General features: G+C 46.4%; 26 protein-coding genes. 7 read left to right on the plus strand and 19 right to left on the minus strand.

Annotated features, from left to right (window positions below; all coding sequences use genetic code 11):
- Positions 1-54: 54 nt before the first annotated feature.
- The 9 genes from ACVFI8_RS11255 to ACVFI8_RS11295 all read right to left on the minus strand — a co-directional run bounded on the left by ACVFI8_RS11255 (position 55) and on the right by ACVFI8_RS11295 (position 9,561).
- Entirely contained in the window at positions 55-1,743 is a 1,689-nt protein-coding gene (locus tag ACVFI8_RS11255) for an NAD-dependent malic enzyme (RefSeq protein ID WP_457871387.1), read from the minus strand.
- Positions 1,744-2,125: 382 nt separating this feature from the next.
- On the minus strand, positions 2,126-2,746 hold the full coding sequence (gene torD / locus ACVFI8_RS11260) for a molecular chaperone TorD (protein ID WP_248713392.1): 621 nt from the start codon (positions 2,744-2,746) through the stop codon (positions 2,126-2,128).
- Positions 2,747-5,215: a trimethylamine-N-oxide reductase TorA gene (gene torA, locus ACVFI8_RS11265; protein ID WP_457871388.1), complete on the minus strand. Its 2,469-nt coding sequence runs from the start codon at positions 5,213-5,215 to the stop codon at positions 2,747-2,749.
- A 15-nt stretch (positions 5,216-5,230) separates the two neighbouring features.
- The gene (gene torC / locus ACVFI8_RS11270; RefSeq protein WP_248713390.1) at positions 5,231-6,412 is read right to left on the minus strand and encodes a pentaheme c-type cytochrome TorC; all 1,182 of its coding nucleotides are present in this window, start codon (positions 6,410-6,412) and stop codon (positions 5,231-5,233) included.
- Between the two features lie 72 nt (positions 6,413-6,484).
- Positions 6,485-6,655 carry a trimethylamine N-oxide reductase system protein TorE gene (torE, locus tag ACVFI8_RS11275; RefSeq protein WP_248713389.1) on the minus strand — a complete coding sequence of 57 codons (171 nt, stop codon included), beginning with the start codon at positions 6,653-6,655 and terminating at the stop codon, positions 6,485-6,487.
- 119 nt (positions 6,656-6,774) lie between these two features.
- A complete protein-coding gene (locus ACVFI8_RS11280; RefSeq protein ID WP_457871389.1) occupies positions 6,775-7,392 on the minus strand; it encodes a tRNA-uridine aminocarboxypropyltransferase in 618 nt (205 codons plus the stop codon).
- Between the two features lie 81 nt (positions 7,393-7,473).
- Positions 7,474-8,265, minus strand: coding sequence for a LysR family transcriptional regulator (locus ACVFI8_RS11285; RefSeq protein ID WP_248713387.1), 792 nt, complete (start codon positions 8,263-8,265; stop codon positions 7,474-7,476).
- A complete protein-coding gene (locus ACVFI8_RS11290) occupies positions 8,255-9,112 on the minus strand; it encodes a LysR family transcriptional regulator (RefSeq protein WP_248713386.1) in 858 nt (285 codons plus the stop codon). The genes ACVFI8_RS11285 and ACVFI8_RS11290 overlap by 11 nt, the downstream gene beginning before the upstream one ends.
- Before the next feature lie 62 nt (positions 9,113-9,174).
- On the minus strand, positions 9,175-9,561 hold the full coding sequence (locus ACVFI8_RS11295; protein ID WP_248713385.1) for a hypothetical protein: 387 nt from the start codon (positions 9,559-9,561) through the stop codon (positions 9,175-9,177).
- A 235-nt stretch (positions 9,562-9,796) separates the two neighbouring features.
- On the opposite strand from ACVFI8_RS11295, the gene ACVFI8_RS11300 reads away from it, so the two are divergent.
- Complete coding sequence (locus tag ACVFI8_RS11300; protein WP_248713384.1) at positions 9,797-10,006, plus strand: hypothetical protein; 210 nt, start codon at positions 9,797-9,799, stop codon at positions 10,004-10,006.
- Here the strand turns inward: ACVFI8_RS11300 and menE are convergent.
- From menE to ACVFI8_RS11345, 9 genes are all read right to left on the minus strand, one after another.
- The gene (gene menE / locus ACVFI8_RS11305) at positions 9,976-11,382 is read right to left on the minus strand and encodes an o-succinylbenzoate--CoA ligase (RefSeq protein WP_248713383.1); all 1,407 of its coding nucleotides are present in this window, start codon (positions 11,380-11,382) and stop codon (positions 9,976-9,978) included. The two genes, ACVFI8_RS11300 and menE, sit on opposite strands and share 31 nt — an antisense overlap.
- A 74-nt stretch (positions 11,383-11,456) precedes the next feature.
- Complete coding sequence (locus tag ACVFI8_RS11310; protein WP_248713382.1) at positions 11,457-12,020, minus strand: HupE/UreJ family protein; 564 nt, start codon at positions 12,018-12,020, stop codon at positions 11,457-11,459.
- Positions 12,021-12,044: 24 nt separating this feature from the next.
- A complete protein-coding gene (ureG, locus tag ACVFI8_RS11315) occupies positions 12,045-12,680 on the minus strand; it encodes an urease accessory protein UreG (protein ID WP_248713381.1) in 636 nt (211 codons plus the stop codon).
- A gap of 30 nt (positions 12,681-12,710) precedes the next feature.
- Positions 12,711-13,379: an urease accessory protein UreF gene (locus ACVFI8_RS11320; RefSeq protein ID WP_248713380.1), complete on the minus strand. Its 669-nt coding sequence runs from the start codon at positions 13,377-13,379 to the stop codon at positions 12,711-12,713.
- Positions 13,379-13,825 carry an urease accessory protein UreE gene (ureE, locus tag ACVFI8_RS11325; protein WP_248713379.1) on the minus strand — a complete coding sequence of 149 codons (447 nt, stop codon included), beginning with the start codon at positions 13,823-13,825 and terminating at the stop codon, positions 13,379-13,381. Before ureE ends, ACVFI8_RS11320 begins: the two co-directional genes overlap by 1 nt.
- A gap of 11 nt (positions 13,826-13,836) precedes the next feature.
- Positions 13,837-15,543 (minus strand): urease subunit alpha, encoded by a 1,707-nt coding sequence (gene ureC / locus ACVFI8_RS11330; RefSeq protein ID WP_248713378.1) that lies wholly within the window; start codon positions 15,541-15,543, stop codon positions 13,837-13,839.
- A complete protein-coding gene (locus tag ACVFI8_RS11335) occupies positions 15,540-15,863 on the minus strand; it encodes an urease subunit beta (protein ID WP_248713377.1) in 324 nt (107 codons plus the stop codon). The genes ureC and ACVFI8_RS11335 overlap by 4 nt, the downstream gene beginning before the upstream one ends.
- Positions 15,864-15,885: 22 nt before the next feature.
- On the minus strand, positions 15,886-16,188 hold the full coding sequence (ureA, locus tag ACVFI8_RS11340) for an urease subunit gamma (protein ID WP_248713376.1): 303 nt from the start codon (positions 16,186-16,188) through the stop codon (positions 15,886-15,888).
- 22 nt (positions 16,189-16,210) lie between these two features.
- Positions 16,211-17,095 carry an urease accessory protein UreD gene (locus ACVFI8_RS11345; protein WP_457871390.1) on the minus strand — a complete coding sequence of 295 codons (885 nt, stop codon included), beginning with the start codon at positions 17,093-17,095 and terminating at the stop codon, positions 16,211-16,213.
- Between the two features lie 388 nt (positions 17,096-17,483).
- On the opposite strand from ACVFI8_RS11345, the gene urtA reads away from it, so the two are divergent.
- The 6 genes from urtA (at position 17,484) to ACVFI8_RS11375 (ending at position 25,229) form a co-directional block, all read left to right on the plus strand.
- Positions 17,484-18,779 (plus strand): urea ABC transporter substrate-binding protein, encoded by a 1,296-nt coding sequence (gene urtA / locus ACVFI8_RS11350; RefSeq protein ID WP_371923095.1) that lies wholly within the window; start codon positions 17,484-17,486, stop codon positions 18,777-18,779.
- Positions 18,780-18,889: 110 nt separating this feature from the next.
- Positions 18,890-20,497 (plus strand): urea ABC transporter permease subunit UrtB, encoded by a 1,608-nt coding sequence (gene urtB / locus ACVFI8_RS11355; RefSeq protein ID WP_457871391.1) that lies wholly within the window; start codon positions 18,890-18,892, stop codon positions 20,495-20,497.
- A 3-nt stretch (positions 20,498-20,500) separates the two neighbouring features.
- Positions 20,501-21,712 (plus strand): urea ABC transporter permease subunit UrtC, encoded by a 1,212-nt coding sequence (urtC, locus tag ACVFI8_RS11360; RefSeq protein ID WP_248713373.1) that lies wholly within the window; start codon positions 20,501-20,503, stop codon positions 21,710-21,712.
- The gene (gene urtD, locus ACVFI8_RS11365) at positions 21,705-22,463 is read left to right on the plus strand and encodes an urea ABC transporter ATP-binding protein UrtD (RefSeq protein ID WP_457871392.1); all 759 of its coding nucleotides are present in this window, start codon (positions 21,705-21,707) and stop codon (positions 22,461-22,463) included. Before urtC ends, urtD begins: the two co-directional genes overlap by 8 nt.
- A 14-nt stretch (positions 22,464-22,477) precedes the next feature.
- Positions 22,478-23,173 (plus strand): urea ABC transporter ATP-binding subunit UrtE, encoded by a 696-nt coding sequence (urtE, locus tag ACVFI8_RS11370; protein WP_457871393.1) that lies wholly within the window; start codon positions 22,478-22,480, stop codon positions 23,171-23,173.
- Between the two features lie 241 nt (positions 23,174-23,414).
- Entirely contained in the window at positions 23,415-25,229 is a 1,815-nt protein-coding gene (locus ACVFI8_RS11375; RefSeq protein WP_457871394.1) for a S41 family peptidase, read from the plus strand.
- On the opposite strand, the gene ACVFI8_RS11380 is transcribed toward ACVFI8_RS11375, so the two are convergent.
- Positions 25,226-25,714 (minus strand): GNAT family N-acetyltransferase, encoded by a 489-nt coding sequence (locus ACVFI8_RS11380; protein ID WP_248713369.1) that lies wholly within the window; start codon positions 25,712-25,714, stop codon positions 25,226-25,228. The genes ACVFI8_RS11375 and ACVFI8_RS11380 overlap by 4 nt on opposite strands.
- Positions 25,715-25,884: the final 170 nt, after the last annotated feature.

Here is a 25,884-nt window from a genome sequence, read left to right on the forward strand (position 1 = left end):
AGGGGCATGTGGAATACAAAAAGAGGCCGTGTAGGCCTCTTTTTTGTTCATCTCTTAAAAAGACGTACGTTTATAGTGACGGTATTCAGGTTTCCAAAAGCTGGCTTCAATAGTTTGCATTAGCACTTCGTCGGTAGTGTTTACCGCTAAGCCTTGTTGCATGGCAGTTTTAGCTACCGCATAAGCGATATGTTTACTGACCAATTGAATTTCCTCTAGCGGTGGCAAGAGCGCCCCTTCACCATCGTTTGCTAGTGGTGAGCACTCAGCTAACGCGCGGCTGCTGGCGATTAACATCGCGTCACTGACTCTGGTGGCTTGGCAGGCTAGTACGCCTAAACCAATACCTGGGAAAATATAGCTATTGTTACATTGAGCAATCGCGATGGTTTGCTCACCCAGTTTTACCGGAGGGAAAGGGCTGCCAGTTGCCACTAGGGCTGCCCCTTGGGTCCAACGCAATATGTCTTCAGGTAAAGCTTCTACTCGACTAGTAGGGTTAGACAGCGGCAGAACGATGGGTTTAGCGCAGTGTTGATGCATGGTTTCAATGACTTGTTGGCTAAATACCCCGGCCGCTCCAGATACACCAATTAATACTGTTGGTTTGGCATGTTCAACGACATCCAGTAAAGACAGGCTATCGCTTTCCACTGACCATTGCTGTTGTAAGTGAGCTGATTGAGCCAAAGCTTTTTGGAAGCCTAACAAGTTTGGCATGTTATTTTGTAGTAGCCCCCAGCGGTCTACCATGAAAATTTGGCTTCGAGCTTGAGTTTCGGTAATTCCTTCTTCAACCATCGCGGCAATAATGGCCTCGGCGATCCCGCAACCTGCTGAACCTGAGCCGACAAAAGTGACGCGTTGTTCGGCTAAACGGGTATTGGCAGCCTTACAGGCTGCCAATAAAGAGCCTACAGTGACTGCAGCAGTACCTTGGATATCATCATTGAAACAACAAAACTGGTCTTTATAGCGTTGCAGCAGCGGCATCGCATTTTTTTGTGCAAAGTCTTCAAATTGGATTAAAGCTTCCGGCCAGCGAACTTTTACTGCTTGCATGAACTGTTCGACAAATGCGTCGTATTCCTCACCGCTGATTCGCTGATGTCGCCAACCCATATACATGGGGTCGTTAAGAAGTTGTTGGTTATCGGTGCCTACATCTAACACAATGGGCAAGGTGTAAGCAGGGCTAATCCCACCGCAAGAGGTATACAGTGATAATTTGCCAATGGGGATCCCCATTCCACCGATACCTTGGTCACCCAGTCCCAAAATACGTTCGCCATCAGTCACCACGATAATTTTTACATTGTGACGAGTGGCGTTATTAAGTAATTCGTCGATCCGGTGGCGATTAGGGTAGGAGATAAATAAGCCGCGTGAGCGACGATAAATATTGGAAAACTGCTCACAAGCAGCCCCCACCGTTGGGGTGTAAATGATCGGCATCATTTCACTAATATGGTCTTCAACCAATCGATAAAACAGCGTTTCGTTAGTATCTTGAATATTGCGCAGATAGATATGGCGGTCTAAGTCGTTAGTGAAGCTCTGGTATTGCTTATAAGCGCGTTCACTTTGCTCATCGATGCTTTCAATGGTTTCGGGTAATAAGCCTTCTAAATTAAAGAAAATCCGTTCTTCTTGGTTAAAAGCGCTGCCCTTATTGAGTAGGGGCGTCTCTAATAGTGCGGGACCAGCATAAGGGATATAAAGCGGGCGTTTTTTATCATCCATGTTAATTGCATCTTTAAATCAGCTAAGGAAAGCAGCATTTTTCCATATTCTAGCGTGCTAGTCATGGCTAAAAGGTGTAGATGTTGAAGAAATGTTTAATTTTAGAGGGAATCAGAAAGAGGCGAGCCGGCACCGCCAATAGATAGGAGGGGCATAACGCCTACCAAACGAGGTGCTATCGCCCGGGCATCTAAAAGCGACAACCGACTTAATGTAAGCATAGATGACGCAATAAAGATTACCAGTTAAATGTTATTTAAATGTTAACTTGATGTTGTTTTGTTGGGTAAGTTATTGATGTGTGGTTGCACAATAGCTAAATAACAAGCCGCAGCGATCACCTCACAACAGAGGTGAGGCTTAGGTACTGCGTTATGGCGGCTTAAAGAAATTGAATATCTAGGTATAAGTAAGCTAACAAAAGCGCGGCAAACCCCTTATAGAACTCCCCGCCAGTCGCGTTTTGCAGCGAATCTACCCATTGTGGTAACCAAGAGAGCAATTGCTGCTTGATAAATTGGCCTTGAGCGCTGGTGGCTTTTTGACCATCACGGATAATCAAATTACCCAAATAATCTAACTGAATGGCTAGGTGATCTGCAGGTTCATTAAATGCTGGGTCTACTTGCATGCCCTGTTGTTTCAGCAGTGCCTGCATGTCTTCATGAGGCTGTTGGAACATCATTTTAGACCCTGAGTAAATAGAGGCGTACGGAGGCGCGCCCGTGTTGGCATCAGTGAGAAACAGTTGGCAGAAGTCTGCGGCCAATTCCAACTCTGGGTGGCGCATGGCTAGGCTGTGGGCTAAGCCATTATTAATACGTTGTACCGCGCTGCTTAATTCGGGAACCTCGGCCAGGTTTTTAAGCAGGGCGGCTCCTTCTCCAGAGATATAGTGATTAAGCTGTTGCTTATCTAGCTCTTTAGTAAAAGTACTCGCGAACCACCAATAGAGGCTGGCCCGTACTTCGCTTTCTTCGCTTGAGCTTACTTGCTCTAACATTTATGCCATCTCCTTAGGGCCACCGAATGACGATACCGCGGGGGCCTTACCGACAAATTTTTCAAATTCAACTAAACAAGTATTGGCGCTGGTGGCTTGGGCTAGCTGAGAGCTACCAATATCCATGGTCAGGGTATTTGGGTCGCCATAGGTATCTAACGCGCCTATTTTTTCATCTTCAGGCCCATACCAAGCCCCTTCGTGAATGCGCGCTACCCCTTTAGCGAATTTATCTGAGACTACGGCTCCTGCCAGTAACTGACCTCGCTGATTGAATACTCTCACTAAGTCGCCGTCTTTAATACCGCGTTTCTTGGCATCTTCTGGATTAATGTATATCGGCTCACGGCCTTGTACGGCATAGCTGGCACGATATTCTTCAGAGTCACACATTTGAGAGTGTAGCCGTTGGTCGGGGTGACAAGATTGTAGCCAGATAGGAAATTTTTCAGAACCTGGGCCACCATGTGAGCGCTCGGCTTTTTCAAACCACATAGGGTGTCCTTGGCAGTCGTCATAACCATAGCGATCAATCTTACGACTAAATATTTCAATAAAGCCAGAGGGAGTACCCAAAGCATTAATTTCAGGATCAGCCCGAAAATCCGCTTGGCGAGTCCAGTTTGGGCCCTTACCAAAATCTACCCAGCCCTCTTTCCAAAAGGTGATAAAGTCTGGCATTTCAAACTTACCTTTATTGGCGGCGGCACATTCATCGTAGAGTTGTTTTACCCACTCCATTTCGGTCTTGCCTTGAGTATATTCTTTAGCTTTGCCAAAGCGTTGGCTGAGTAGGGTGAAAATCTCAAAGTCAGTTTTAGACTGATACAGTGGATCGACTAACTTGTGCATGGCAATAATACCGCGGTTGCTATACGAGCCATATAAATCAATATCGTTACGTTCCCACTGGGTACAGGCGGGCAGAACAATATCTGAGAAGCGGCAAGTCGCGGTCCATGTGAAGTCGACGCTTACAACGGTTTCTAATTTTTGGAAGGCTTTTTTCATACGGTTGCGATCTTGGTGGTGATGCCAAGGGTTACACCCTGAAAACACCATCATTTTCAAATCTGGAAGGGTGATTTTAGCCCCGTTGGCATTAATCACTTTGCCGGGTTCTAAAATCGCATCTACCCAACGGGCAACCGGGATGGTGCTGCTGTAGCCATTAAAGTCTTGGTTTTTGTGGATACGCTCATCCGGTTTGTCGGGGTTGCGTGGGTAAGCTCCCGGCCCTGCGGCGCCAGTAGATGGTACTCCAATAGAACTGTAATGGTGACCATAAGACACCCCGCCACCGGGCAAGCCTATCTGGCCTAACATCGCCGCTATAACCGCGCCCATCCAGTAAGGTTGTTCACCATGCTGTTGGCGCTGGATACACCAGCCAAACATGATTTGGGTTCTATCGCTGGCCAACAAGCGAGCAAACTGGCGAATGTCTTCGGCTGGTACGCCACAAATAGCTTCGGCCCATTCTGGGGTTTTCTCGATCTTATCTTTACTTTGTCCGGTGACGTAAGGAATAAAGTCTTCAAAACCAAGTGCGTAGGTATTGATAAACTCCTTGTCGTAAAGCTCTTCTTGATAAAGCGTATGGGCTATTCCCAGCATAAAGGGGACATCGGCCTGCGGATTCACATAACGTTGTTCGCAGCCTAAGTAGTCCTGTGTTTTAGTGCGTACAGGGTCGACACTAATCACTCTAATTTGTTTGTTGGCCACCTTATCTTTTAGTTGTTCTAGGTATTCAAATGACTCATGGGTTTCACAGGCCCAACCCACTTGTAGGTTTTTCACTAGGTCATTCGCCCACAATACAATGGTTTTACTGTTCTCTAAAATAAGCGGCCAAGAGGTTCCTTGTGCATACACCTCGGTAGTACCTAGCACATAAGGCATGATAGTTTGCCCTGCACCCGTTGAGTAATCCCCTACTTTTTTAACCGAAAAACCATGCATGGCAACTGCGCGTTCCATGTGATTTCCACATGAATGTACTTGACCGGTTTGTCGCCAGCCGGTTTGACCTGCATGCAAAGCCCAAGGGCCATAGTCTTTTTGCACCCGCTCTAATTCTTGATAGAACAAGTCTAGCGCTTCGTCCCAAGTGACCCGAATGAAGCGATTGTCGCCCCGTTGACTGGTATCGCTTTTATGGCGATTTAAGTACCAATCGTAACGCACCATCGGGTAACGAATGCGCGAAGGACTATAGATAATACCCCTAATGCCTTTCAGCATATCGGTGGGATACTTATCAGCTTCAAAGGCTTTGACCTCTTGCACCTTACCGCCATAAACACGTGCTCTAAACGCTCCCCAGTGAGAACCCGATACCTTCCACATACCTGCTGTTTCGGCGGCAGCCGCATCATTTGATACCGCCAATAAACTGGGACCTATCAAAGTACTAGCGCTGGTGGCTAAAATGCCTTTGAGAAAACCGCGACGAGTAATTGCCATGTTAATCTCCTTGAATTAGTGGCCAGCGTCAGAAAAGTCTGAAGAGTGTTTTTGCAAGTATTTTAATACTAGCGCCTGAGTATCACCGTCTAAATTTACAAACGACAACATACCGTTGAACATACCTGGCCAGGTATTGGTGTCGAAGTGGTTTTCTGCAGGCTGAGTATGACAAACACTACAGCTGGTATCGTAAGTGGATTTAGCAAACTGCCATAAGGTGTCTCGCGAATCGGTCAGCGAGCCATTGCGCATCCACAGTTCAATTGACACTTTCTGCCAAGGTAGGCCAGTGAGATCGTCTTCTTTGGTTTCACCTTTGGTTAACATGCTGTCGTTTTGCGCGACTTCTTTGGTTAAGTAGCCATCGTTGATGTTCATCGCAAAGTCTTCAAATAGAACCCGGCCAAACCCTTTAGTTTTGCGCCAGCCGTCAATTTCAACTTTAATCGCATCGCCTTTTACTTCGATAATTTTCACTTCAGTGGCGGCGTTCAGTTGGCCGGCTTCTTCACTGAGATCTGGATTTGTGAATAAGGGCAATTGCCGCACGCTAAAGTAGGCCTGACCTTCTTGGTAGCCTGAAGTTGCCATTTCTTCGAGTTTGGCTAAGGTGCCTTCGCCAGAATTCATATTTTCTGGTAGTTGGTGGGCAATACCTTTATGGCAGTCAATACAGCTTTGGTCACGCTCTGCAGCCATTTTCATTTGCGTTTGAGCACGCTCTGACATCGAATCGAAGTCCATGCTGTTGTAGTTGTGACAGTTTTTACACTCGAGAGAATTATTAGCGGTAAAACGATCCCATTCGTGTTGAGCAAGCTCCCCCCGTTTTGCTAGAAATTTCTCGCGAGTATTAATAGTTCCAAACACGGTACCGAAAACTTCTTTAGACGCCTGCATCTTTCGCGCAATTTTGTCTGTCCAATTGTGCGGTACGTGACAATCTGGGCAAGTAGCGCGTACGCCAGAGGTATTTTTCCAATGCACAGTGTCTTGTAATTCTACATACACGTTGTCAGCCATTTCATGACAGCCGATGCAAAACTTTTCAGTATTAGTCACTTCTAGTGCGGTATTAAAACCACCCCAGAAGATGATACCGGCAATAAAACCGCCAATAGTTAACAAACCAAAGCTTAAGTGTACGCTGGGTTTACTTATCACGGACCAGAATGTTTTCAGCAGTTTTTTCATTGTGTTATCTCACATCGCTGTGGGTTATTAAGGTTGCTAAAACGCTAAATAAAGCGAACAGATAAAGGTAGGTTATCCGTGTCCCGGAGGGCCCATTAACAGTTGCAGCATCCATACCGTAAAACCATAACCACCTACCAGTATCACCGCCAAAACGGGGAACAGAATGATGGTAATGAAGAGAAAGGTCTTCCACTCGCTCGATTTGCTTTGTTGCTCTGGCACGGTGTTGTGTTGAGACATGCTAAAGCGCTCCTACTTTACGGCCAACATATAGCTTCAACAGTAGACGCTGTTTGTACATTTAACCAGTTTGCAGGCTAATTTGGCTTAGTTAAAAAGAGGCAGAGAATAGCCAAGGTTTAATAACGGTTTTTTATTTGCTTGGGCATTGCCGCTATTTGTTGCTCAACCAGTGTCTCTAGCACGTTCCGCAGTGGCGTGGGGTTGAAGTCTTCAATTTGTTGTAACGTGTAGGCTATTGCTTCAATGGTAGACAAGCCTTGATCGATACGGGTTTTTCGAATGCGATATTGTCCTGCCGGTGCATTGGCAAAATGAAATTGGGCTATTTGTGTTAACCAAGGGTTTAGGTGCCAAAGCTTTAGCGCTTTACGCCAGGTGCCATCCAAGAAAATCAATGTAATGGGGAGCGGGCATGCGGGACGATTATTTGCCTCGGTTAAGGGCCTCTGTTGTTCTATGGCTTGGCTGGTTTCGCTTGGAAAAATTAGCCAGTACTGCTGTGGGTTTGCTGTTACCGCTTGGCAGATCTCATTGAAGTCAGCGGGCGTTTCACCAATCACTAACTGTGCTTTGTTGAGCGCTAAACTCGCTAGATGAGCGGTGCCTTTAGCATTTTTTTGTTCACTGGGGTGTTGCAGAATAAGTACCGAATGGCGGTGTTCACAGTTTGGGATATGTGGGCATAGGCAGTGGCTCACGGGGCGTAAGCAGCGCTGGCAACGGGGTCTACTCATAGTACTGTGCTTGGTCTGCAATTATCTGACACTCATTATAACCTTGCTGTCAGCTAAACCACTAGTGTTGCAAATGCCTAACTAGCTTAGATACTCGGCTTGTTGTTGCTTTATCCAAGCGCAGAGGTCTTCGGGGCAATGCTTGGATAGGTGCAAGTAGGTGGCAAGCTCACCTTGCGGTTCAAGCCAAGCCTTAAGGGTTCCCTCAGCCAAGCGTGATTCTACACTTATTTGCGGAAGTATTGCCCAACCTAGGCCTTCACTAAGCGCATCGAGTAATAGCGTTTCACCGCTAAATAGGTTGTTGTGTTGTGGCTCACGAATATCAAACAGTTTTAGGTGACTATCAAATAGCTGGCTATGATTGACCAGTTTGGGGTGAGCCACCTTCACCAGTTTTGCTGCCTGCCAATCTAATACTTCGATTTCTGGACGCTGATTATTCGCAGAGAAACTAAAGTGCATCATTTGTTGCTGGCCAGCGGTAAAATTGAGCTCTAATAAATGGTCGTATCGATGAAGCTGGCTAGCGAGCAACGTTAGCCATGGGCTGGGGAACCAGCTTTGATAGCTGATACTGAGTTGTAAACTTTGGCCTTGTTGTAGATGCTGACAGTGGCGTTGCAACTCCTGGTAGCGGTGAACGATCAATTCGGCTTGTTCCACCATGGCTAAACCCGCTTGGCTTAAATGAAACGGTGGAGATTGTTGGGTAAAGAGCGAACAAGCAAGCGTTAGTTGTAACTGGTCCAATTGCTCGAGTATTTCATCGGGGCTAAGTTTTAGCTGCGTAGAGCAATGGGCTAAATCACCATGCCTGGCAACACAAACAAAAGCCTTGAGTGCGGGTAAATATTTAGGATCATCCATCATAGGCACTTAGTCCAAGTAAGTTCAGGCACTGAGCTACTAAGCTGTTGTGCTGACCGCTTTGCCACAAAATTTCTATTTCTAATCTTGCTGGAGAAAAATAGTTGCTTAAATGTAGCTCGATTAAACTCCCGTTGCGAAAACTAGGCTCCAGCCAATGACGCGGGGCAATCGCCCAGCCCATGCCTAACACTAATAAATCATGCAGAATTTCTCGGTGCTCTAAGTGCCAGCAATTAACCCTATTGAGTTGCAACTCTGTGGGCAAATGGCTCAGACAGAGCTGCCGATGGCGCTGTAATTGTTCAGCACTAAGTTGTTGATGCCTGCTTAGGCTATGGCGTGCAGCACAAGCTAACGCTAAGTTTAAACTGCAATATCGCCTTGAGTGAGTTTTGGGCGGTTTTTGTTGTTGCGCGACACGCAAGGCAATATCTATCTCGCCCTGACATAATTGAGCTTGTAACTGTTGTTCGCTGAGCTGCACCAGTTTGAGCTGTTGTAATGCCAACTCAGAGATAAACCTTGGATAGCAATGCAGCAGGCTTTGACTCGGTACAAACTCATCCATACCAATAATTATTTGTTGAGGTCGAGTCGCGGTGTCTTGGCTTTGAAATAGGTTGTTCAGTTGCAACTGTAACTGCTTAGCCCGTCGGTATAACAACTGTCCTTGCGGGTTTAAACGTGTGTAGTTGGCTTCGAATAGGCGACAATGCAAACTTTTTTCTAAGCGGATGAATAGCTGCTCTCGTTGCCCGGGCGTGTTGGTTTCTGGATATTGATGTTGTTGCTCGTAAGCTTTCACAAATTGGTTGAGCAACTGAATATCTGGTGAGGGCATCGCCATTATCCCATTCTCTGCCGCAGTTGCTTTAAGGCTAGCAGAGAATGGCAGGAAATTAGCCCAATTTAGAACATATAACGAACTCCGGCACTAAATTCAAGCTTCACATCTATGTTGTCTACCACATAGATAATCGGCTGTACTTCGGCGAAAAAACGGAATTGTTCCACAGCTCTATTTGCGCCAAATACAGCTCTAGCCCCTAACTTTTTGTGCTTACTGTCACTGAGCTTACCGCCAAACCCGTAATAGAAATAGGGCTGCTCTTTAAAATCAAACATCTTATCGGCGCTGAGCGATAAATCGTTAAACCCAAGATTGACGCGAATATCATCAAACTGAGCACTGATCCCGTTATCGCTGCCAACCATTACTCCCAATTCAGGATTTGCATAACTTGGATTGGCCGCCAACGCTAACAATGCACTGAGTAGTAAAACACTTCGTTTCATATTCACCTCTTAATTAATCTAAGGAGCATTTTAGTGCTCATCGGCACGAGGGTAAACAAGGCCTGTGTAATAACGAGTGATAGACGGAAAATATTCGTGACACCTTAGATAGTTTATTCAAATCATTCGATTAAAGCTTGTCGCTACTCACAGAGCGTGCTAAATCTAGAGGTAGTGGAAGTAGAACTAATGCTTACCGCTGGGCGCTAACTATTATTAGTCGTAAGGAGTGCTTATGAGAAGTGACATTAACTTCGCAAAAACCGGATTGCTAAGCCGTTACTTAGCTGAAAGAGAACAATTCTTTAAAGGAGCATGCTGTTTTGTTCCTGATTCCCATCAAAACCTTAAAGAGCAGCAACAATCAGCCTTGCAACATGCCTATCAACAATCTTGGATTAATATTTCAGAGTTTCAACATTGGTCGCAACAGCTAGACCTGTAATTCGCTAAGTCGCTTAACTCACCACGCGAAGGTTTGAGTGAGTTTTGCTCGGGTAACTCAAAATAGGCTATCGGTAACTTGATAGCCGCAAGCTGCTGACGTAAAAATTGATTCAGTGGCAGCTTGCCTAGCGGAGCTTCACTGCTAATAAAAGCCACTGGCCGTTGGCCATACTCACTATTTTGCTGAGGAACCACAATCGCTTGATTGATCTGTGGGTGTTGCAGTAATGCCAGCTCTATTTCTTCAGGCTGAATGTTTTCACCAGCACAAATAAACATGTTGTTGCTGCGACCCAGTGTATATAGCCGGTTGCCTTCAATACGCCCAGTATCGCCACTGTTAAACCAGCCTTTGGGGTCACTGGGGCGAAGTATTTCGCCATTTTTCCAATAGCCTAAAAATAAGGTCTCGCCGCGCAAATAAATTTCACCTTGATGAATTTTGGCGTGGCGGTGAGGTAACAACTGATAGGTGGGGTGTTCTAGGCGGTGGTTGCGCGTAGCCACCTGCGAGCTTAACTCGCTGCTCCCATAGGAGCTGTACACCTGAAAGCCACGGCTAATGGCATCTTCCAATAAGCTATCGTTACAGGCGGCGCCACCAATCAGAATGTGTTTAAGACTCAGCGCGCTGGCCCAGAATTTGGCTTGGGTAAGTAAGCGATAGAGCTGCGTAGGGACCAAAGAGACATGGGTGGTGTCGCTGGCGACTAAATCAGGGAAAACACGGCCTTTGTTTTGCGCCACCACAATGCGAGCGCCAGCCAGTAAACAACGCCATACAATGGCTTGGCCGCCAATATGATAGAGCGGCAGTGACAACAGCCACTGGTCTTGTTCAGTTAGCGGGATGACGGTTTGCGAGCCTAGGGCGCTGTAATAGTGATTTCGCCAACAATGCACTACCGCTTTAGGTGGGCCGCTGCTGCCAGAAGTAAATACCATGCTAAGCGGCCGTTCGGCATCAAGTCTGGTGACCGGCTCAATATCCATATCTTGAAAGGGATTGAACTCAATCTGCACTGCTGGTGCTAAAGGCAGCGCTAGATCGCTCCAATAAAACTGGCTATCTACCGATTGGCTGAGGCTTTGTAGCTGCTGGAGTGGGTGGTGGTGATTAAGCGGACAATACACATAAGCTAGCTGCAAACTACACAACTGTAGCAGTAACATGCGCAGCGGGTCTTCGCCAAAACAACATACTCTTGAACCTTCGCCCACACCTTGCTTACGCAGTTGCGCTGCGGTGGCGTTAACCATGGTGTTTAGCTGTTGGTAGCTAAAGTGTTGCTCACCAATGCTCAACGCAATATGCTCAGGCCTAATTTGGCATTGCTGCTGCAGTGGCTGTATTGACAAAGAATTGATACTCATAGCGGTATTATGCCGCAAAAACTTGATGATGTCGCCGCTAGCAAAACAGGGCTAGCGGCGTTTTAAATGGTCCCTTAGGCAAGTAGCGCACTTAGGCCAAAGGCGGCTGTTAGGCCTGCAATAGCACGCGTTATTGTTAGACCATGCTGGGAGCGTAGGGCAGCTTTACCTAGTAGGTAACCACCACAAATTAAGGTGACAGAGCTAGCAATAAAACCTGCGAAGAATAGTGTTAAATCAGCACCGGCGGGTACTTCGTTACCATGGGCTGCACCGTGTAAAGCCGCCACCAAACATACCACTAAGCCGGCGATGCCTGCAGAGCGCGGTAACAACTTAGCGACTAATACCGCCATCACTAATAATGATACCGCTAAACCTGTTTCTAACATTGGTGGTACAAGCCCAAAGCTAGCGACTAGCGCTGCCAATACTAAAGCAAACAAGCTTTGGCTTAGGCTTAGTTTGAGCTTGCCCGTTTGACTCGCCAGTAGGCCAATTAAGCTTAAAGCCAACAAATGGTCTATACCTGTTAGCGGGTGTAATAGCCCAGCAGATAGGCCGTGGTGTGCGCCTTCGTGGGCAAAACCAGGTAAGCTAAATAGTAGGCCTGCGGTTAAGGTAAGTAGTTTTTTCATGGGTCAATATCCTTATAAAATAGATTAGTTAGCAGTGGCTGGGCTAGTTTCTTCTAACATGCCTTGCTCAATAATGAAGCTGATGATGTCTTGTAAACCCTGATTGGTTTTAAGGTTGCTGAATACAAATGGGCGCTCACCGCGCATTTTTTTAGCATCACGATCCATCACCTCAAGAGACGCACCCACATAAGGGGCTAAATCGGTTTTGTTGATGATTAATAAGTCTGACTTAGTAATACCGGGCCCGCCTTTTCGCGGGATTTTATCGCCAGCACTTACGTCAATCACATAGAGGGTTAAATCGCTTAACTCGGGGCTAAACGTAGCACTCAGGTTGTCACCGCCACTTTCAACCAGAACTAGATCTAATCCTTTGTGACGACGGTTTAGCTCAGCAATCGCGGCTAGATTCATCGAGGCATCTTCGCGGATCGCGGTATGCGGACACCCGCCTGTCTCAACGCCTAAAATACGATCTTCGGCTAACGCGTCATTGCGTAATAAAAATTGTGCATCTTCTTTGGTGTAAATGTCATTGGTCACTACGGCTAGGTTGAAGCGATCTTTTAGCTCTCGACATAAGGCGGTTAGTAGCGCTGTTTTGCCAGAACCTACTGGGCCACCGACTCCTACACGTAAGGTTTGTTTAATGCTCATGGTTTTTATTCCTCATAATTGCTGCTGCGCTTAAGAGCGGAACAGTCGACAATATTGGGTTTCATGTAAGGTACTGGCCAAGCTCAAGGCTGGCAGTGACCCGCTAATTTGTTCAAAAGGTAGAGCGAGCCCTGATTCACGCGCAGTAGGAAGTTTAGGGAGTAATTCGCTCAGCAATTTCTGGCAAGCGGTTTGCCCTAGGGGGAGGGTTTTACCGGCTACCGCTAATTGGTTTTCTAACCATGTCCATAAATAACCATCAGCCAGTTGATTGAGTTCTACTTGCCAATGCACTCCAGCTAAAGCAAACATGCTGGTCCAACTCATGGCTTCGTCGCTCAGTGGCTTGGTAATGTTAGCGTCCAGTTGGTTTAATAAGGTGCGTAAGGCATTACCCATTTGCACATCTTCAAGTTCTAATTCGAGAGTTTCTCGGCTAGCAATTAGTTCCAAATTCAAGCACTCAAATTTGGCGTAGTCTTGCTCAGCCAATGCCCGATAGAGTGCCGCTAACATCGGAATATCTAAGCAGGCTAAACCTGCATCTAAGCAGCCACTAATCCAGCTATTTAGCTGATTTGGATTATTTACCCAGCCGTTCTCAATGGCATACTCCAAACCTTGCGAGTAGGCAAAACCACCTACTGGCAAGCTTGGGCTAACCAATCGCATCAGCTGCAGTTGCGCCAAGCTACTCATTAGTGACTATGCGCCGGCAAATGGCTATGGTAAGCGCCCGTCTCTGGGTCAAAAGGTCCTTGGTGTTGTTCAACACGCAAACCGTAAAGCTCGACTAAATCTTGCAATACATGGTCTGGCTGAAAGCGCACCCAACCTTCACCAATTTGTAGCGGCGTATGGCGGTTACCTAAGTGATAGCAAACCTTTGCGAACATCAACGGGTCATCGCTATAGGCGGTAGTCACTAACTCATCGGCACTTTTAATTTCCACCACTTCGCCATTTTCGGCTTCAAGAAACTGGCCGTTTTGCAGCACTTGGCCACGCTCTAAAAAAAAGCCAATGTCTTGCTTGTCTTCGGTTTGTGCCTTAATTCGCGCTTTTTTACGCAGTTCGTAACTCAATACCACCTGATGATGCACCGGGCCATGGTAGTGATGGAGGGTTTGATACACCTTTAACATTCATTCTCTCCTTAAAATAAAAAGTAACGCTGAGCCAGCGGTAATTCAGTGGCGGGTTCACACTCCAGTAGCTGACCATCGGCGCGTACTTCGTAGGTTTGTGAATCCACTTCCATATGGGGTTGATAATGGTTATGCACCATGTCTTGTTTTTTGATACTACGGGTATTTTTACAGGCCACTAAACGACTGGTTAAACCCAAGGTTTCTTTCACTTTGGCGTCTATTGCGGCTTGGCACACGAAGGTCACTCGAGTTTCACTCATGGCTTTACCATAGGCGCCAAACATTGGGCGATAATGCACGGGTTGAGGGGTTGGGATCGATGCGTTAGGGTCGCCCATTGGCGCAGCGGCGATGGCACCGCCTTTTATAATGAGCGAAGGTTTAGCGCCAAAAAAGGCCGGCTTCCATAACACCAGGTCGGCTAATTTACCCACTTCGATAGAGCCAACCTCATGGGCGATACCATGAGTAATCGCCGGGTTTATGGTGTATTTGGCTACGTAGCGTTTAGCACGAAAGTTATCACAGCCAATGTCTTTATCTTCTGGTAATAAACCTCGCTGAACTTTCATCTTGTGGGCGGTTTGCCAAGTACGGGTAATGACTTCACCAACCCGGCCCATTGCTTGTGAATCAGAGGCAATCATCGAGAAAGCGCCTAAGTCATGTAAAATGTCTTCGGCGGCAATGGTTTCTTTACGAATTCGAGAGTCGGCAAAGGCGACGTCTTCAGGAATAGCCGGATCAAGGTGGTGACATACCATCAACATGTCTAAGTGCTCGTCTACGGTATTGATGGTGTAGGGGCGAGTAGGGTTGGTAGAAGACGGTAATACATTGTCTAAGCCACAAGCCGTAATAATATCGGGAGCATGACCACCACCGGCGCCTTCGGTGTGATAGGTATGAATGACCCTACCTTTAAAGGCTGCAATGGTATCTTCTACAAAACCAGATTCGTTTAAAGTATCGGTATGAATGGCTACCTGTACGTCGTAATTTTCTGCCACGGTTAAACAGTTGTCGATAGACATTGGCGTGGTGCCCCAGTCTTCATGCAGTTTTAAGCCCATGGCACCGGCGATCAGTTGCTCTTCTAGTGGGCGCGGTAGGCTGGCGTTGCCCTTGCCTAAAAACCCTAAGTTCATTGGGAAACTATCGGCGGCTTGTAACATTTTTCCTAGGTGGAAAGGCCCTGGGGTACAAGTGGTCGCGTTGGTACCCGTTGCTGGGCCTGTACCGCCACCTAACATGGTGGTGGTGCCTGACATTAAAGCTTCTTCGATTTGCTGTGGGCAAATGAAGTGGATGTGTGAGTCTACGCCGCCAGCGGTAACAATTTGGCCTTCGCCGGCGATGACTTCGGTACCGGCACCAATTTCAATGTCGATATTATCTTGAATATCGGGGTTACCGGCTTTACCAATCGCCTGAATACGACCTTCTTTTAAGGCAATATCGGCTTTCACAATGCCCCAATGATCTAAGATTAAGGCGTTGGTAATCACCGTGTCAGGTACCATGGCGCAGCCGGCTTGGCTTTGTCCCATGCCATCACGAATCACCTTACCGCCACCAAACTTCACTTCGCTGCCGTATTGAGCGTAATCTTTTTCTACTTGAATGATTAGCTCGGTATCGCCTAGGCGTACTTTATCACCTACGGTGGGGCCGAACATTTCGGCATAGGCGCGTTTATCCATCTTGCTCATGCTTGTTCCTCGCTGTCTAAGCTACCCATTACTTCCCCTCTAAAGCCGTACACTTCGCGTTTACCGCTAAGTGCCACTAGCTCTACCTTACGGCTCTGGCCTGGCTCAAAGCGCACCGCGGTGCCAGCGGCAATATTTAGGCGAAAGCCCAGTGCCGCTTTACGGTCAAAATGTAAGGCCGGGTTAGTTTCGGCAAAATGGTAGTGCGAACCTACTTGCACGGGGCGGTCACCACTATTGGCAACGTCAACGGTTACGGTAGCTAAACCTTGATTTAGCTCTATCCAACCGTCTTCAATGATCAGTTCTCCAGGTATCATTTGCTGTTCCTTTATTGGTGGCCTAAGGGATCGGGTTATGCACGGTGACTAATTTGGTGCCGTCGGGGAAAGTGGCTTCCACCTGTACTTCGTGCACCATTTCGGCAATGCCATCCATTACGTCGTCGCGGGTTAACAGGGTGCGTCCCCAGCTCATTAACTCGGCAACTCGGCGACCTTCGCGCGCGCCTTCAACAATACTGGCCGAGAGGTAGGCTACCGTTTCTGGGTAGTTGAGTTTTAGCCCTTTGTTTTTGCGTCGCTCGGCGACCAAAAATGCGGTAAACAGCAATAACTTATCTTTCTCTCTAGGGGTTAATTCCATGTTTGCCTCGTAGTGTTTTAAATTAGGTATTCCAAATGCGTGGACGCACTGCGACATGTCCTAAGGTGCGTGGGCGAATGACCGCCCATGCGTCTTCAAACTGTTGGCGTACGATTTCAGCTTTATCACCCAAATAGCGTAAAATGATTAAGCCTCTTACCAAGGTTGCCCCAATCTCTGGGCAACTTAGTTGTTGACGAAGATCTTCCAATAATTGTTTTTGCTCAGCTTCGCTGAGTTGGTCAACCGTGGCTAACATGCAGGCGTAAACGTGTTTACCTGCCAGCGCCGCTGGGTTGTTAGCGGTAATGGCGTTATGTATACGGGTATTTTCAATTAATAGTGGGCGCTGTTCTCGATACACTTTGATTGATTGCAGTAGCTCGCCGTTATCAAAGTCTTCCTCACTGGCTTTACGGCCTAGACAGGTAATTTCCCAGGCAATCAATTGCGCATTACCCTGCAGCATAAAGTGGCTGTCTAAACGCCCTTGCGCACCATTAAACACAATCGTTTCGGGAGGAAGCCATTCCAGGCTGCTGTTATTTTGCACATGGAAACGCTGCTGCTGAGATTGCTGTTGGCGGGCCAAGTTAGAGCGGTATAACTTGCCAGAGGCCGGGGTGGTCAGTACCACTTTACTGCCTTCAAAGCACTCTACATTCATGAGCAGTTTGTCGCCCGCCACTAAACCACCCGGTGGGTGTAACAAATAAACGTGGCAGCAGTCTGGTGCGGTTAATTCCGGATGAAACGGTCGCTGTACCCTTAACGGGCCAATGCTCTTGTTGAGCGTTAACCGTGTTTTGTTAGCAATAGGCGCAAAGCCGAGATCAAGCTGAGCTAACCAACCCTGTTTAATCGGTGCTGATGTCTTGCTGTGCTTGGTTTGAATAAGCTGGCTCACATTGGTCCCTTGGCTAACTGATTGTTTCGATTCTTTTTGCTTAGCTATATACAGCAAGAAACAAACCAGTTTTTCAGCCTGACTATAGGCGCGACTTTGTACCACATTGGTGCTTTTCTTTGGTTTCGAATTGGATCAATTTGGTGCGTTTGTTTCAAAAGGGTGCGTCAATTTGGGGGTTGCTTGCTAGTTGATCATTTTGGTGCGTTTTTTAGAGTGGTTCGCTCGAAAACTGTGCGTTAATGATTTGTTAATTTTAACCTTTGTTTATTAAGTTGTTGATTTTATTGTTTTTGTCTTCTTTGGCACAGTCAGTGCTCTAGTGTATTCAGCACTGCATGAGGTACCGCATGCTCTAAAGGACTATAAAATAATAGGATATATAGCAATGACACAACATAGCAAATGGAAGAAGTTGGTAACGGTAGCGGGCGGCGTAGCCCTAGCCTTTTCAATGAATGCGGCACAAGCAGCAGAAACGATTAAAGTGGGTGTTTTACACTCTTTATCAGGCACCATGGCCATCAGTGAAACAACACTGAAAGACACGGTGTTAATGATGATTGAAGAGCAAAACAAAAAAGGTGGCCTACTAGGTAAAAAGCTTGAGCCGGTAGTGGTTGACCCTGCTTCAAATTGGCCTTTGTTTGCAGAAAAAGCCCGTGAATTATTAGATAAAGAACAAGTGGACGTTATCTTCGGTTGTTGGACGTCGGTATCGCGTAAGTCGGTACTGCCTGTTATTGAAGAACTGAACGGCATGCTGTTCTACCCTGTTCAATACGAAGGTGAAGAAAGCTCTAAAAACGTATTCTATACGGGCGCTGCTCCTAACCAACAAGCTATTCCTGCGGTTGATTACTTAATGGCAGAAGAAGGTGTTGAGCGTTGGGTACTCGCGGGAACCGATTACGTATACCCACGTACGACTAACAAAATTCTTGAAGCTTACTTGAAGTCTAAAGGCGTCGCTGACGCAGACATCATGATTAACTACACGCCATTTGGTCACTCTGATTGGCAAACCATCGTTTCTGATGTGAAGAAATTTGGTGGCGCAGGTAAGAAAACAGCGGTTGTTTCAACTATTAATGGTGATGCAAACGTACCGTTCTACAAAGAGCTAGCTAACCAAGGTATCTCAGCAGAAGACATTCCAGTAGTGGCCTTCTCTGTAGGTGAAGAAGAACTATCTGGTTTTGATACGGCGCCTCTTGTGGGTCACTTAGCGGCTTGGAACTACTTCCAGAGTGCTGACAGCGAAGCAAACGAAAGCTTTATTGAAGCTTGGAAAGCTTACACGGGTGACGACAAGCGTGTAACTAACGACCCAATGGAAGCAACATACATTGGTTTCCAAATGTGGGCTGAAGCGGTTGAGAAAGCCGGTACTACAGATACTGACCCAGTACGTGACGCAATGTACGGTATCACCGTGCCTAACTTAACTGGCGGTTACGCAGTAATGAATACTAACCACCACCTAACTAAACCAGTACTTATTGGTGAAATCCAAGCTGACGGTCAATTTGAGACAGTATGGCAAACAGCGGGTGGCGTAATTGGTGATGCATGGACAGACCATCTTGAAGAGTCTGCGTTGATTGTTGCTGATTGGACAGCACCGATAGCGTGCGGCAACTTCAATATTAAAACAGGCCAATGTTCAGGTCAGAACTACTAAGCTAGTTCGCGTAAACAGCTAAGCGCCTTAGGCGCTTTATTAAAAAAGGCGCGACTGGAGTGATTCGGTAGCGCCTTTTGTATTTGAATCAATCAAGAGTAGGGATTGTTTTGAGCATATACATATCTCGTTTCTCTCGCTTTATTGCCAGTGTATTACTCGTATTGTGGGTACTACCAGCGGCAGCTAGCGACTGGGAACAGGCAGTGCAGGCCTTAACTGCAAAAAATAATAATCAAAAAAAACAAGCTATTGAAGCGCTTATCGCCACTGGCGATACGCGTAACTCATTAATATTTCAAAGTTTGCTAGACGCAACACTGTATTACCAAAAATCAGACAAACAGGTGGTAGTGGCGACCAAAACGGGGAGTGAATATGCCTTGGTGTCGGTGATTGATGGCAGTGATTTAGGGCTGGTGAAGAAGTCAAAGATCAAAAAAGTGTCTGTGAATAACAAAATTCGCCGTCAGCTACGCAATGGTTTAGCGCTGGTGGGGTTAAATGCTGAATCGTCAATTGACCGTATTGCTGCGATTCGCTCCTTGATGAATGACGCAGATGCCAGTTACAGCCCCTTAATTGAAAAACGTTTAGTGGCTGAGCAAGATAAAGACGTCATCGCCAAGTTAAAAGAGATGCAGGCCATCATCAATTTGCAGTTTGCCGATGCGCCTGCGCGTGTTGAAGCGGCCCAACTGCTCGCTGGTAAGCTCGACCCAGCTTCACGCAATGTCTTGGTTAAACAGCAAGCCAGTGAACAAGATGCTGAAGTACTAGAAGAAATTGATAAAGCCATCGCGACTAACCAGCAGTTACTGCAAGTAAACAGTATCGCTGAAAACATGTACTTTGGCCTAAGTTTAGGCGCTGTATTGCTACTGGCAGCAGTAGGCCTGGCCATTACCTTTGGGGTGATGGGCGTGATCAACATGGCCCACGGCGAAATGATTATGCTTGGGGCGTATACCACTTATGTGGTGCAGCAGTTAATGCCTAACAATATTGAGTGGTCATTATTAGTGGCGGTTCCTGCTGCCTTTGTGGTGTCAGGTTTAGTGGGTATTTTGATTGAGCGCGGCGTTATTCGTTTTCTCTACGGCCGACCTCTAGAAACCCTATTGGCTACTTTTGGTTTAAGTTTAATGTTGCAGCAAGCGGTGCGCAGTATTTTTGGTCCCTTAAACCAAGCGGTGATTACCCCGCAATGGATGAGTGGCTCGTTAGAAATTAACGGCGTGTTATCGCTGACCTATAACCGCTTATACATCATTGTGTTCAGCTTTATGGTGGTTGCCCTGTTGTGGACTATTTTGCGTAAAACTTTTTTTGGTTTGCAAATGCGCGCGGTAACTCAAAATCGCCCTATGGCCAATTCAATGGGCATTCGCTCAAGCTGGGTAGACGCGATGACCTTTGGTTTGGGCTCTGGTATTGCCGGTGTGGCCGGTGTGGCCTTAAGTCAGTTAACTAACGTCGGCCCTAACCTTGGTCAAAACTACATTATTGATTCGTTCATGGTGGTGGTATTTGGTGGTGTAGGCAACTTATTTGGTACCGTGATTGGTGCCTTAACCTTAGGTGTGGCAAACAAGCTGATGGAACCCTTTGCTGGCGCAGTATTAGCCAAAATTATGGTGTTGGTATTCATCATCTTGTTTATTCAAAAACGTCCTCGAGGCTTGTTTGCCTTGAAAGGCCGTACGGTGGAGGACTAAGTCATGCCAAAGTCATTATTAGTAAGATTTTTAGTGAAAGATAAAGTGGGCAACGCGATGTTGTTAGCTTTACTATTGTCGGCGATTTTAGTGCCAATGATGAGCCTATTGCTTAGCCCAGAAAACCCGCTGCATTTAAGCAGCTACTGGGTCACCTTGTTAGGTAAATACCTATGTTATGCCCTGTTGGCTATTGCCGTTGATTTGGTATGGGGGTATTGCGGTATTTTGAGTTTGGGTCACGGGGCCTTCTTTGCATTGGGTGGTTATGCTATGGGCATGTACCTGATGCGCCAAATTGGTGACCGAGGTGTATACGCCAATCCTGAATTACCGGACTTTATGGTGTTCCTTGATTGGTCTGAGCTGCCTTGGTACTGGTTTGGTTTTGATATGTTCCCCTTTGCTATGTTAATGGTGTTTTTAGCACCAGGAATATTGGCGTTCATCTTTGGTTATTTAGCGTTCCGTTCGCGAGTAACAGGGGTATATCTGTCAATTATTACCCAAGCCCTCACTTATGCCTTAATGCTAGCCTTCTTCCGCAACGACATGGGTTTTGGCGGTAACAACGGCTTAACCGACTTTAAAGATATCCTGGGGTACAACTTGCAAGCGGATACCACCCGTGCGGTGTTGTTTGCCTTAAGCGCTTTAGCCTTAGCCGGTGCTTACGTATTGTGTCGCTGGATCGTTAACTCAAAACTGGGTCGAGTATTAATTGCGGTGCGTGATAGTGAGAGCAGAACGCGCTTTATTGGCTATAGAGTAGAACGCTTCAAGCTATTTGTGTTTGTTGTATCAGCGATGTTGGCGGGGGTGGCAGGGGCCTTATATGTGCCGCAAGTGGGCATTATTAACCCTGGTGAATTTGCCCCGCTTAATTCGATTGAAAGCATTGTTTGGGTAGCCGTAGGCGGCCGAGGTACCTTGTTTGGTGCAATATTTGGCGCGCTATTGGTGAACTTTGGTAAGTCTTGGTTTACCGGTGCTTTCCCCGAACTATGGTTGTTCTTCCTAGGTGGTTTGTTTGTGGTGACTACCTTGTGGTTACCTAAAGGCGTGGTGGGGTTATATGCCAGCATTAAGCGAAAAATAAGTGAACGTGCGGCGATGAAACCTAGCGAAACTAAGCAAGCTGTTGAAGCCACAGAGGTAAGCAGCGAGGGCGGTAAAGCGCCTGCAAAGCCAAGTGAAGGAGCAGCAAATGCGTAGTGTACATATTCCTCAAGACACCATTTTATATGTTGATGGTGTTACTAAGAGCTTTGATGGCTTTAAAGCACTTAATAGCTTGTCGCTAATTTTAGAGCCCGGCCAAATGCGCGCCATCATTGGCCCCAATGGCGCCGGTAAAACCACCATGATGGATGTGATTACCGGTAAGCTGCGCCCCGATGAAGGCTCGGTTTTCTTTAATAACGACATCGACTTGACCCAGCACGACGAAGCCGAAATTGCCAACATTGGTATTGGTCGAAAATTCCAAAAACCGTCGGTGATAGAAAACCTCAGTGTGTTTGAAAACCTCGAGCTTGCCTTGGCGGGGCGACGTGGTGTATTTGAATCGCTGATGCATAAACTGTCTTCCAGTGATAATAAGCAAATTGGCGATACGCTAGCTTTGATCCGCTTAAGCGACAAGCAAGACTGGTTGGCTGGCGCTTTGTCTCACGGTCAAAAACAGTGGTTAGAAATTGGTATGTTGATCATGCAAGAACCACAACTTCTGCTGATTGATGAGCCCGCCGCAGGCATGACCGACGAAGAAACCGCGCTTACCGCCGAACTGTTTAAAGAGCTAGCAAAGAAGCACTCTTTGGTGGTGGTTGAACACGATATGGATTTTGTAAAAGCCCTCGATTGTCCAGTAACGGTATTACACGAAGGTTCGGTATTAGCCCAAGGCACCCTTGAGCAAGTACAGAAAAATCAACAAGTTATTGAAGTGTACTTAGGGCGCTAGGAGGCGAAATAATAATGTTAGAACTTTCTCAAGTGGATAGCCACTATGGTGCTAGCCAAGCCCTATACAATGTAAATTTGAGCGCTGAGCCGGGCAAAATAAGCTGTGTATTAGGGCGCAATGGGGTAGGTAAAACTACCTTGCTCAAGGCCTTAGCTGGCCAGCAAAACATTAGCGCTGGCAGCATCATGTTTAACGGTAAAGATATTAGTAAAATGTCGGCCGCACAGCGTGCCAAACAGGGCATTGCTATTGTGCCACAAGGGCGTGAAATATTTGGTCAGTTAACGGTGCTGGAAAACCTAAAAACGGGTTTTTCTGTGTTGCCAAAATCAGAGCGATTTATTCCTGATGAAATATTTCGTTTGTTCCCGGTGCTTAAGCAAATGCTAGCCCGGCGTGGTGGTGATTTATCGGGTGGTCAGCAGCAACAGCTGGCGATCGCAAGAGCCTTAATCATGCGCCCTAAACTACTGATGCTCGATGAACCCACCGAAGGGATTCAACCGTCGATTATTAAAGACATCCAAAAGGTATTGGCATTACTGCGCGATCGCGGCGAAATGGCGATTGTATTAGTAGAGCAGTACTTTGACTTTGCGGTGGCCTTAGCCGATCACTACACCGTGTTAGACCGTGGCAATGTGGTGCTGCAAGGCAGTAAAGACCAAGTAGACGAAGCCGATGTTAAGCGCTGGATGAGTGTTTAACATTTAACTCAGGTTACTACTATGGCCGCTCTCTTGAGCGGCTTTTTTGGTTTTTTAAAAGACTTTTGTTGATTAAGGTTTCGTTAATCTACCTTCATTCGACAGGTAAGCCTGCAGCTCAATAAAACCTTATTATGCAAAACTATGATTTTAGGCTGTGTATCAAATTTTTATTAATATCAGTATGTTAATCTCATGGCCTCAATACTTATAGATGACTCATTGCTACAAGGAGGTAGTTTTGCATTTAGGTTTTCCTGCCGTATTCGTCACCATTTTTCTGGTGGCTTGCGCCACCAATACTCCTTCAAAGGTTGACGTTGCAGTAACACCCAGCAACAGTGAGCAACCGGCAGTAGCGGGTGCTACCAAGCCTGAGTATGATGATTCTGTACCACAAGCAAAGCCCATACTTGGCGATTCTCCGGCAGTAACCCAAAATCTTAAAACCGGAATGAAGCGGTTAACAGCGCTGCTTTCTCGATCTCACATACAAGCTTTTGACTCTCAGCGCCTATTATCTCAGTACTATTTTGATCAGTTAATTGCGCTTGAATTTAGTCAACAGTGCTTGCTGAGCGCAGAAGAACTTAGCGCTTTACGCCAAACATATCGGGATGATTTAGCCTTAGGTTTGGCTAAAGGCCTGTTGGACAGTAGCTTATCTATCTTGTCTTTAGCTGATGAGCGAAAGCAGCAATCTCTAGTTTACAAAATTCAGCAATTTGAACCAGAACAAGCACCTGTTAGTCAGCATGCCGCCCATGAGTTAAGCGCTTGTTGGCAACAGCAATTGCAAGACGATTTGCAGTGGTTAGCGCGGCTAGGCTTAGATACAGAAAGCGCTCGCCAGTTTGTGTATAAACGTTACCAACTGCAGTTAGACACACTTGAGCAGAACACCGATATTCATCAATTTGACCGTTTAGCGCAAGCTTACGTGAAAGCTTACTCTAACTCCGAATCTTACCATTCTGCTGAATATAAAGAACAGTATAGGAAGGTTTCAAATGGAACGTATGGACTAGGTTTGGTGTTTGATAGTGACACGAAAGGAGCGAAAGTTAAGTACAAGCGGGGACATTCCAACAGTGCGCTAAAAGTAGATGATGTGATTGTTGCTATTGAAGACAATGGCAGGGTGATACCACTATTAGGTGAAGAGCTGGCCAGTATTGTTAGCTTGGTCAAAGGGCCAGAAGGTAGCACTGTAAAGGTCATGGTGCTTAAAGCCAATAGTAATGAGTTAGTTACTTATACGGAGCAGCGAATCGCTTTTAAGCGGGAAATGCTCGGTTACAAAATCATAAAATCGCACCCGAAAACCGCGCTTATTCATTTTGAAAGCATGCCTAAAGATTTCGCCAAAGAGCTGGAAGCCGCGCTCATTGAGTTGCAAGCCAAAGGTGTTGATAATGTGTTGATAGATTTACGCAACAATGGCGGTGGGTCGTTGACTGAGGTAATAACACTACCAGGTTTATTTGGCATTACCGAGCCAGTCTTACTCGTGGCACATGGAAAGGATTCGCAGCTTGAAGTTGAAGCTATGAGTGCAAAACCCGCCGCAAATCCGTTTCTTGGTAAGGTTACTATTTTGCTTAATCAAGCATCGGCCGCTGGCACCGAGATTTTTGCAGCGGCAATGCAAGATTACGGTCGAGCAATTATCATAGGGGACACAAGCTTTGGCAGAGGTACTATACAACAGTATCGCTCGCTGTCGCGACTATACGACGTAGAAGAGGTTTTTGGTGCCGTTCAATATACTATCGCTAAAGTATATAGAATTACTGGTGAAGGCCTGCAAAATAGGGGTATTAGACCTGATGTGGAGTTACCGATGGTGCGTCCTTTAGGTGATAAGCCTTTGGACCCGCGACTAAAATGGGATCAGATAGAAGCGTTACAAGGCAGAAGTCGCGCCTTGCAGATTGATATTAAACAGCTTCAAACAAAGTTAAAGTCTCATTATGATTTAACTGAAACGCTTACCGAGCAGCAGGTTGAACAGTTAGCTGTAGAACTGGCCTTAATTTACGCGGATCTCAACTAATAGTCGCTGAGTTGCTTGTGCATTATTAGGCAATCGATATAGCTAAGTTCGGGATGTTTGTAAGCTTTAGGAATGGTCCCTATGATGCTAAATCCTAATTTCTGCCACAGTGAGATAGCCACCGTATTGCTGGATACTACCGAGTTAAATTGCATCGCTTTAAACCCCAGTTTTAGCGCTTCTGTTTGTGAGTGCACGCATAGCTTGCGGGCGACACCTTGGCCGCGTGCTGCTTCACTTACCATATAGCCACAGTTGCAAATATGTTTACTGGGACCCATTGCATTAGGCTTAATATAATAGCTGCCCAGTATTTTATTATCTTGCTCAAATACAAAGCTGCTAAGCGGCAGCTGGCACCATAGCTGATAGGCTTGCTGCTCACTCATATTGGGGTCAAAGGCATAACTTTGTTGGGCTTTTATCACGGCCTTGAAGTGTGGCCAAAAAGCGGTGAAATCTGCTTGGGTCATGGCTCTTATCATTAGGTGCTTCCTTACTTTGACTGATTGCCAAGATGCAGGCTAGTTTATACTTTACTCATGGCTGGTTGTTAAGCAGAGTCGATACTAAAGGGTAGTGTACAGATTATCTCGGTGCCGTTTCTAGTGGTAATGGCTGGTGTTAGATGAAGCTTGTGGAATAAATCGTGTCA

It is taken from the genome of Agarivorans sp. MS3-6 (assembly GCF_054112545.1).

Coding starts and splice junctions, on each gene's coding strand:
- ACVFI8_RS11255 (WP_457871387.1), bottom strand. CDS start 1,743: ATGGATGATAAAAAACGCCCGCTTTATATCCCTTATGCTGGTCCCGCA.
- urtE (WP_457871393.1), top strand. CDS start 22,478: ATGTTAGAACTTTCTCAAGTGGATAGCCACTATGGTGCTAGCCAAGCC.
- ACVFI8_RS11310 (WP_248713382.1), bottom strand. CDS start 12,020: ATGAAAAAACTACTTACCTTAACCGCAGGCCTACTATTTAGCTTACCT.
- ACVFI8_RS11295 (WP_248713385.1), bottom strand. CDS start 9,561: ATGAAACGAAGTGTTTTACTACTCAGTGCATTGTTAGCGTTGGCGGCC.
- ACVFI8_RS11300 (WP_248713384.1), top strand. CDS start 9,797: ATGAGAAGTGACATTAACTTCGCAAAAACCGGATTGCTAAGCCGTTAC.
- ACVFI8_RS11290 (WP_248713386.1), bottom strand. CDS start 9,112: ATGGCGATGCCCTCACCAGATATTCAGTTGCTCAACCAATTTGTGAAA.
- menE (WP_248713383.1), bottom strand. CDS start 11,382: ATGAGTATCAATTCTTTGTCAATACAGCCACTGCAGCAGCAATGCCAA.
- urtC (WP_248713373.1), top strand. CDS start 20,501: ATGCCAAAGTCATTATTAGTAAGATTTTTAGTGAAAGATAAAGTGGGC.
- torD (WP_248713392.1), bottom strand. CDS start 2,746: ATGTTAGAGCAAGTAAGCTCAAGCGAAGAAAGCGAAGTACGGGCCAGC.
- ACVFI8_RS11380 (WP_248713369.1), bottom strand. CDS start 25,714: ATGATAAGAGCCATGACCCAAGCAGATTTCACCGCTTTTTGGCCACAC.
- ACVFI8_RS11280 (WP_457871389.1), bottom strand. CDS start 7,392: ATGAGTAGACCCCGTTGCCAGCGCTGCTTACGCCCCGTGAGCCACTGC.
- ureC (WP_248713378.1), bottom strand. CDS start 15,543: ATGAGCAAGATGGATAAACGCGCCTATGCCGAAATGTTCGGCCCCACC.
- torC (WP_248713390.1), bottom strand. CDS start 6,412: ATGAAAAAACTGCTGAAAACATTCTGGTCCGTGATAAGTAAACCCAGC.
- ureE (WP_248713379.1), bottom strand. CDS start 13,825: ATGTTAAAGGTGTATCAAACCCTCCATCACTACCATGGCCCGGTGCAT.
- torA (WP_457871388.1), bottom strand. CDS start 5,215: ATGGCAATTACTCGTCGCGGTTTTCTCAAAGGCATTTTAGCCACCAGC.
- ureG (WP_248713381.1), bottom strand. CDS start 12,680: ATGAGCATTAAACAAACCTTACGTGTAGGAGTCGGTGGCCCAGTAGGT.
- torE (WP_248713389.1), bottom strand. CDS start 6,655: ATGTCTCAACACAACACCGTGCCAGAGCAACAAAGCAAATCGAGCGAG.
- urtD (WP_457871392.1), top strand. CDS start 21,705: ATGCGTAGTGTACATATTCCTCAAGACACCATTTTATATGTTGATGGT.
- urtA (WP_371923095.1), top strand. CDS start 17,484: ATGACACAACATAGCAAATGGAAGAAGTTGGTAACGGTAGCGGGCGGC.
- ACVFI8_RS11285 (WP_248713387.1), bottom strand. CDS start 8,265: ATGATGGATGATCCTAAATATTTACCCGCACTCAAGGCTTTTGTTTGT.
- ureA (WP_248713376.1), bottom strand. CDS start 16,188: ATGGAATTAACCCCTAGAGAGAAAGATAAGTTATTGCTGTTTACCGCA.
- ACVFI8_RS11335 (WP_248713377.1), bottom strand. CDS start 15,863: ATGATACCTGGAGAACTGATCATTGAAGACGGTTGGATAGAGCTAAAT.
- ACVFI8_RS11320 (WP_248713380.1), bottom strand. CDS start 13,379: ATGAGTAGCTTGGCGCAACTGCAGCTGATGCGATTGGTTAGCCCAAGC.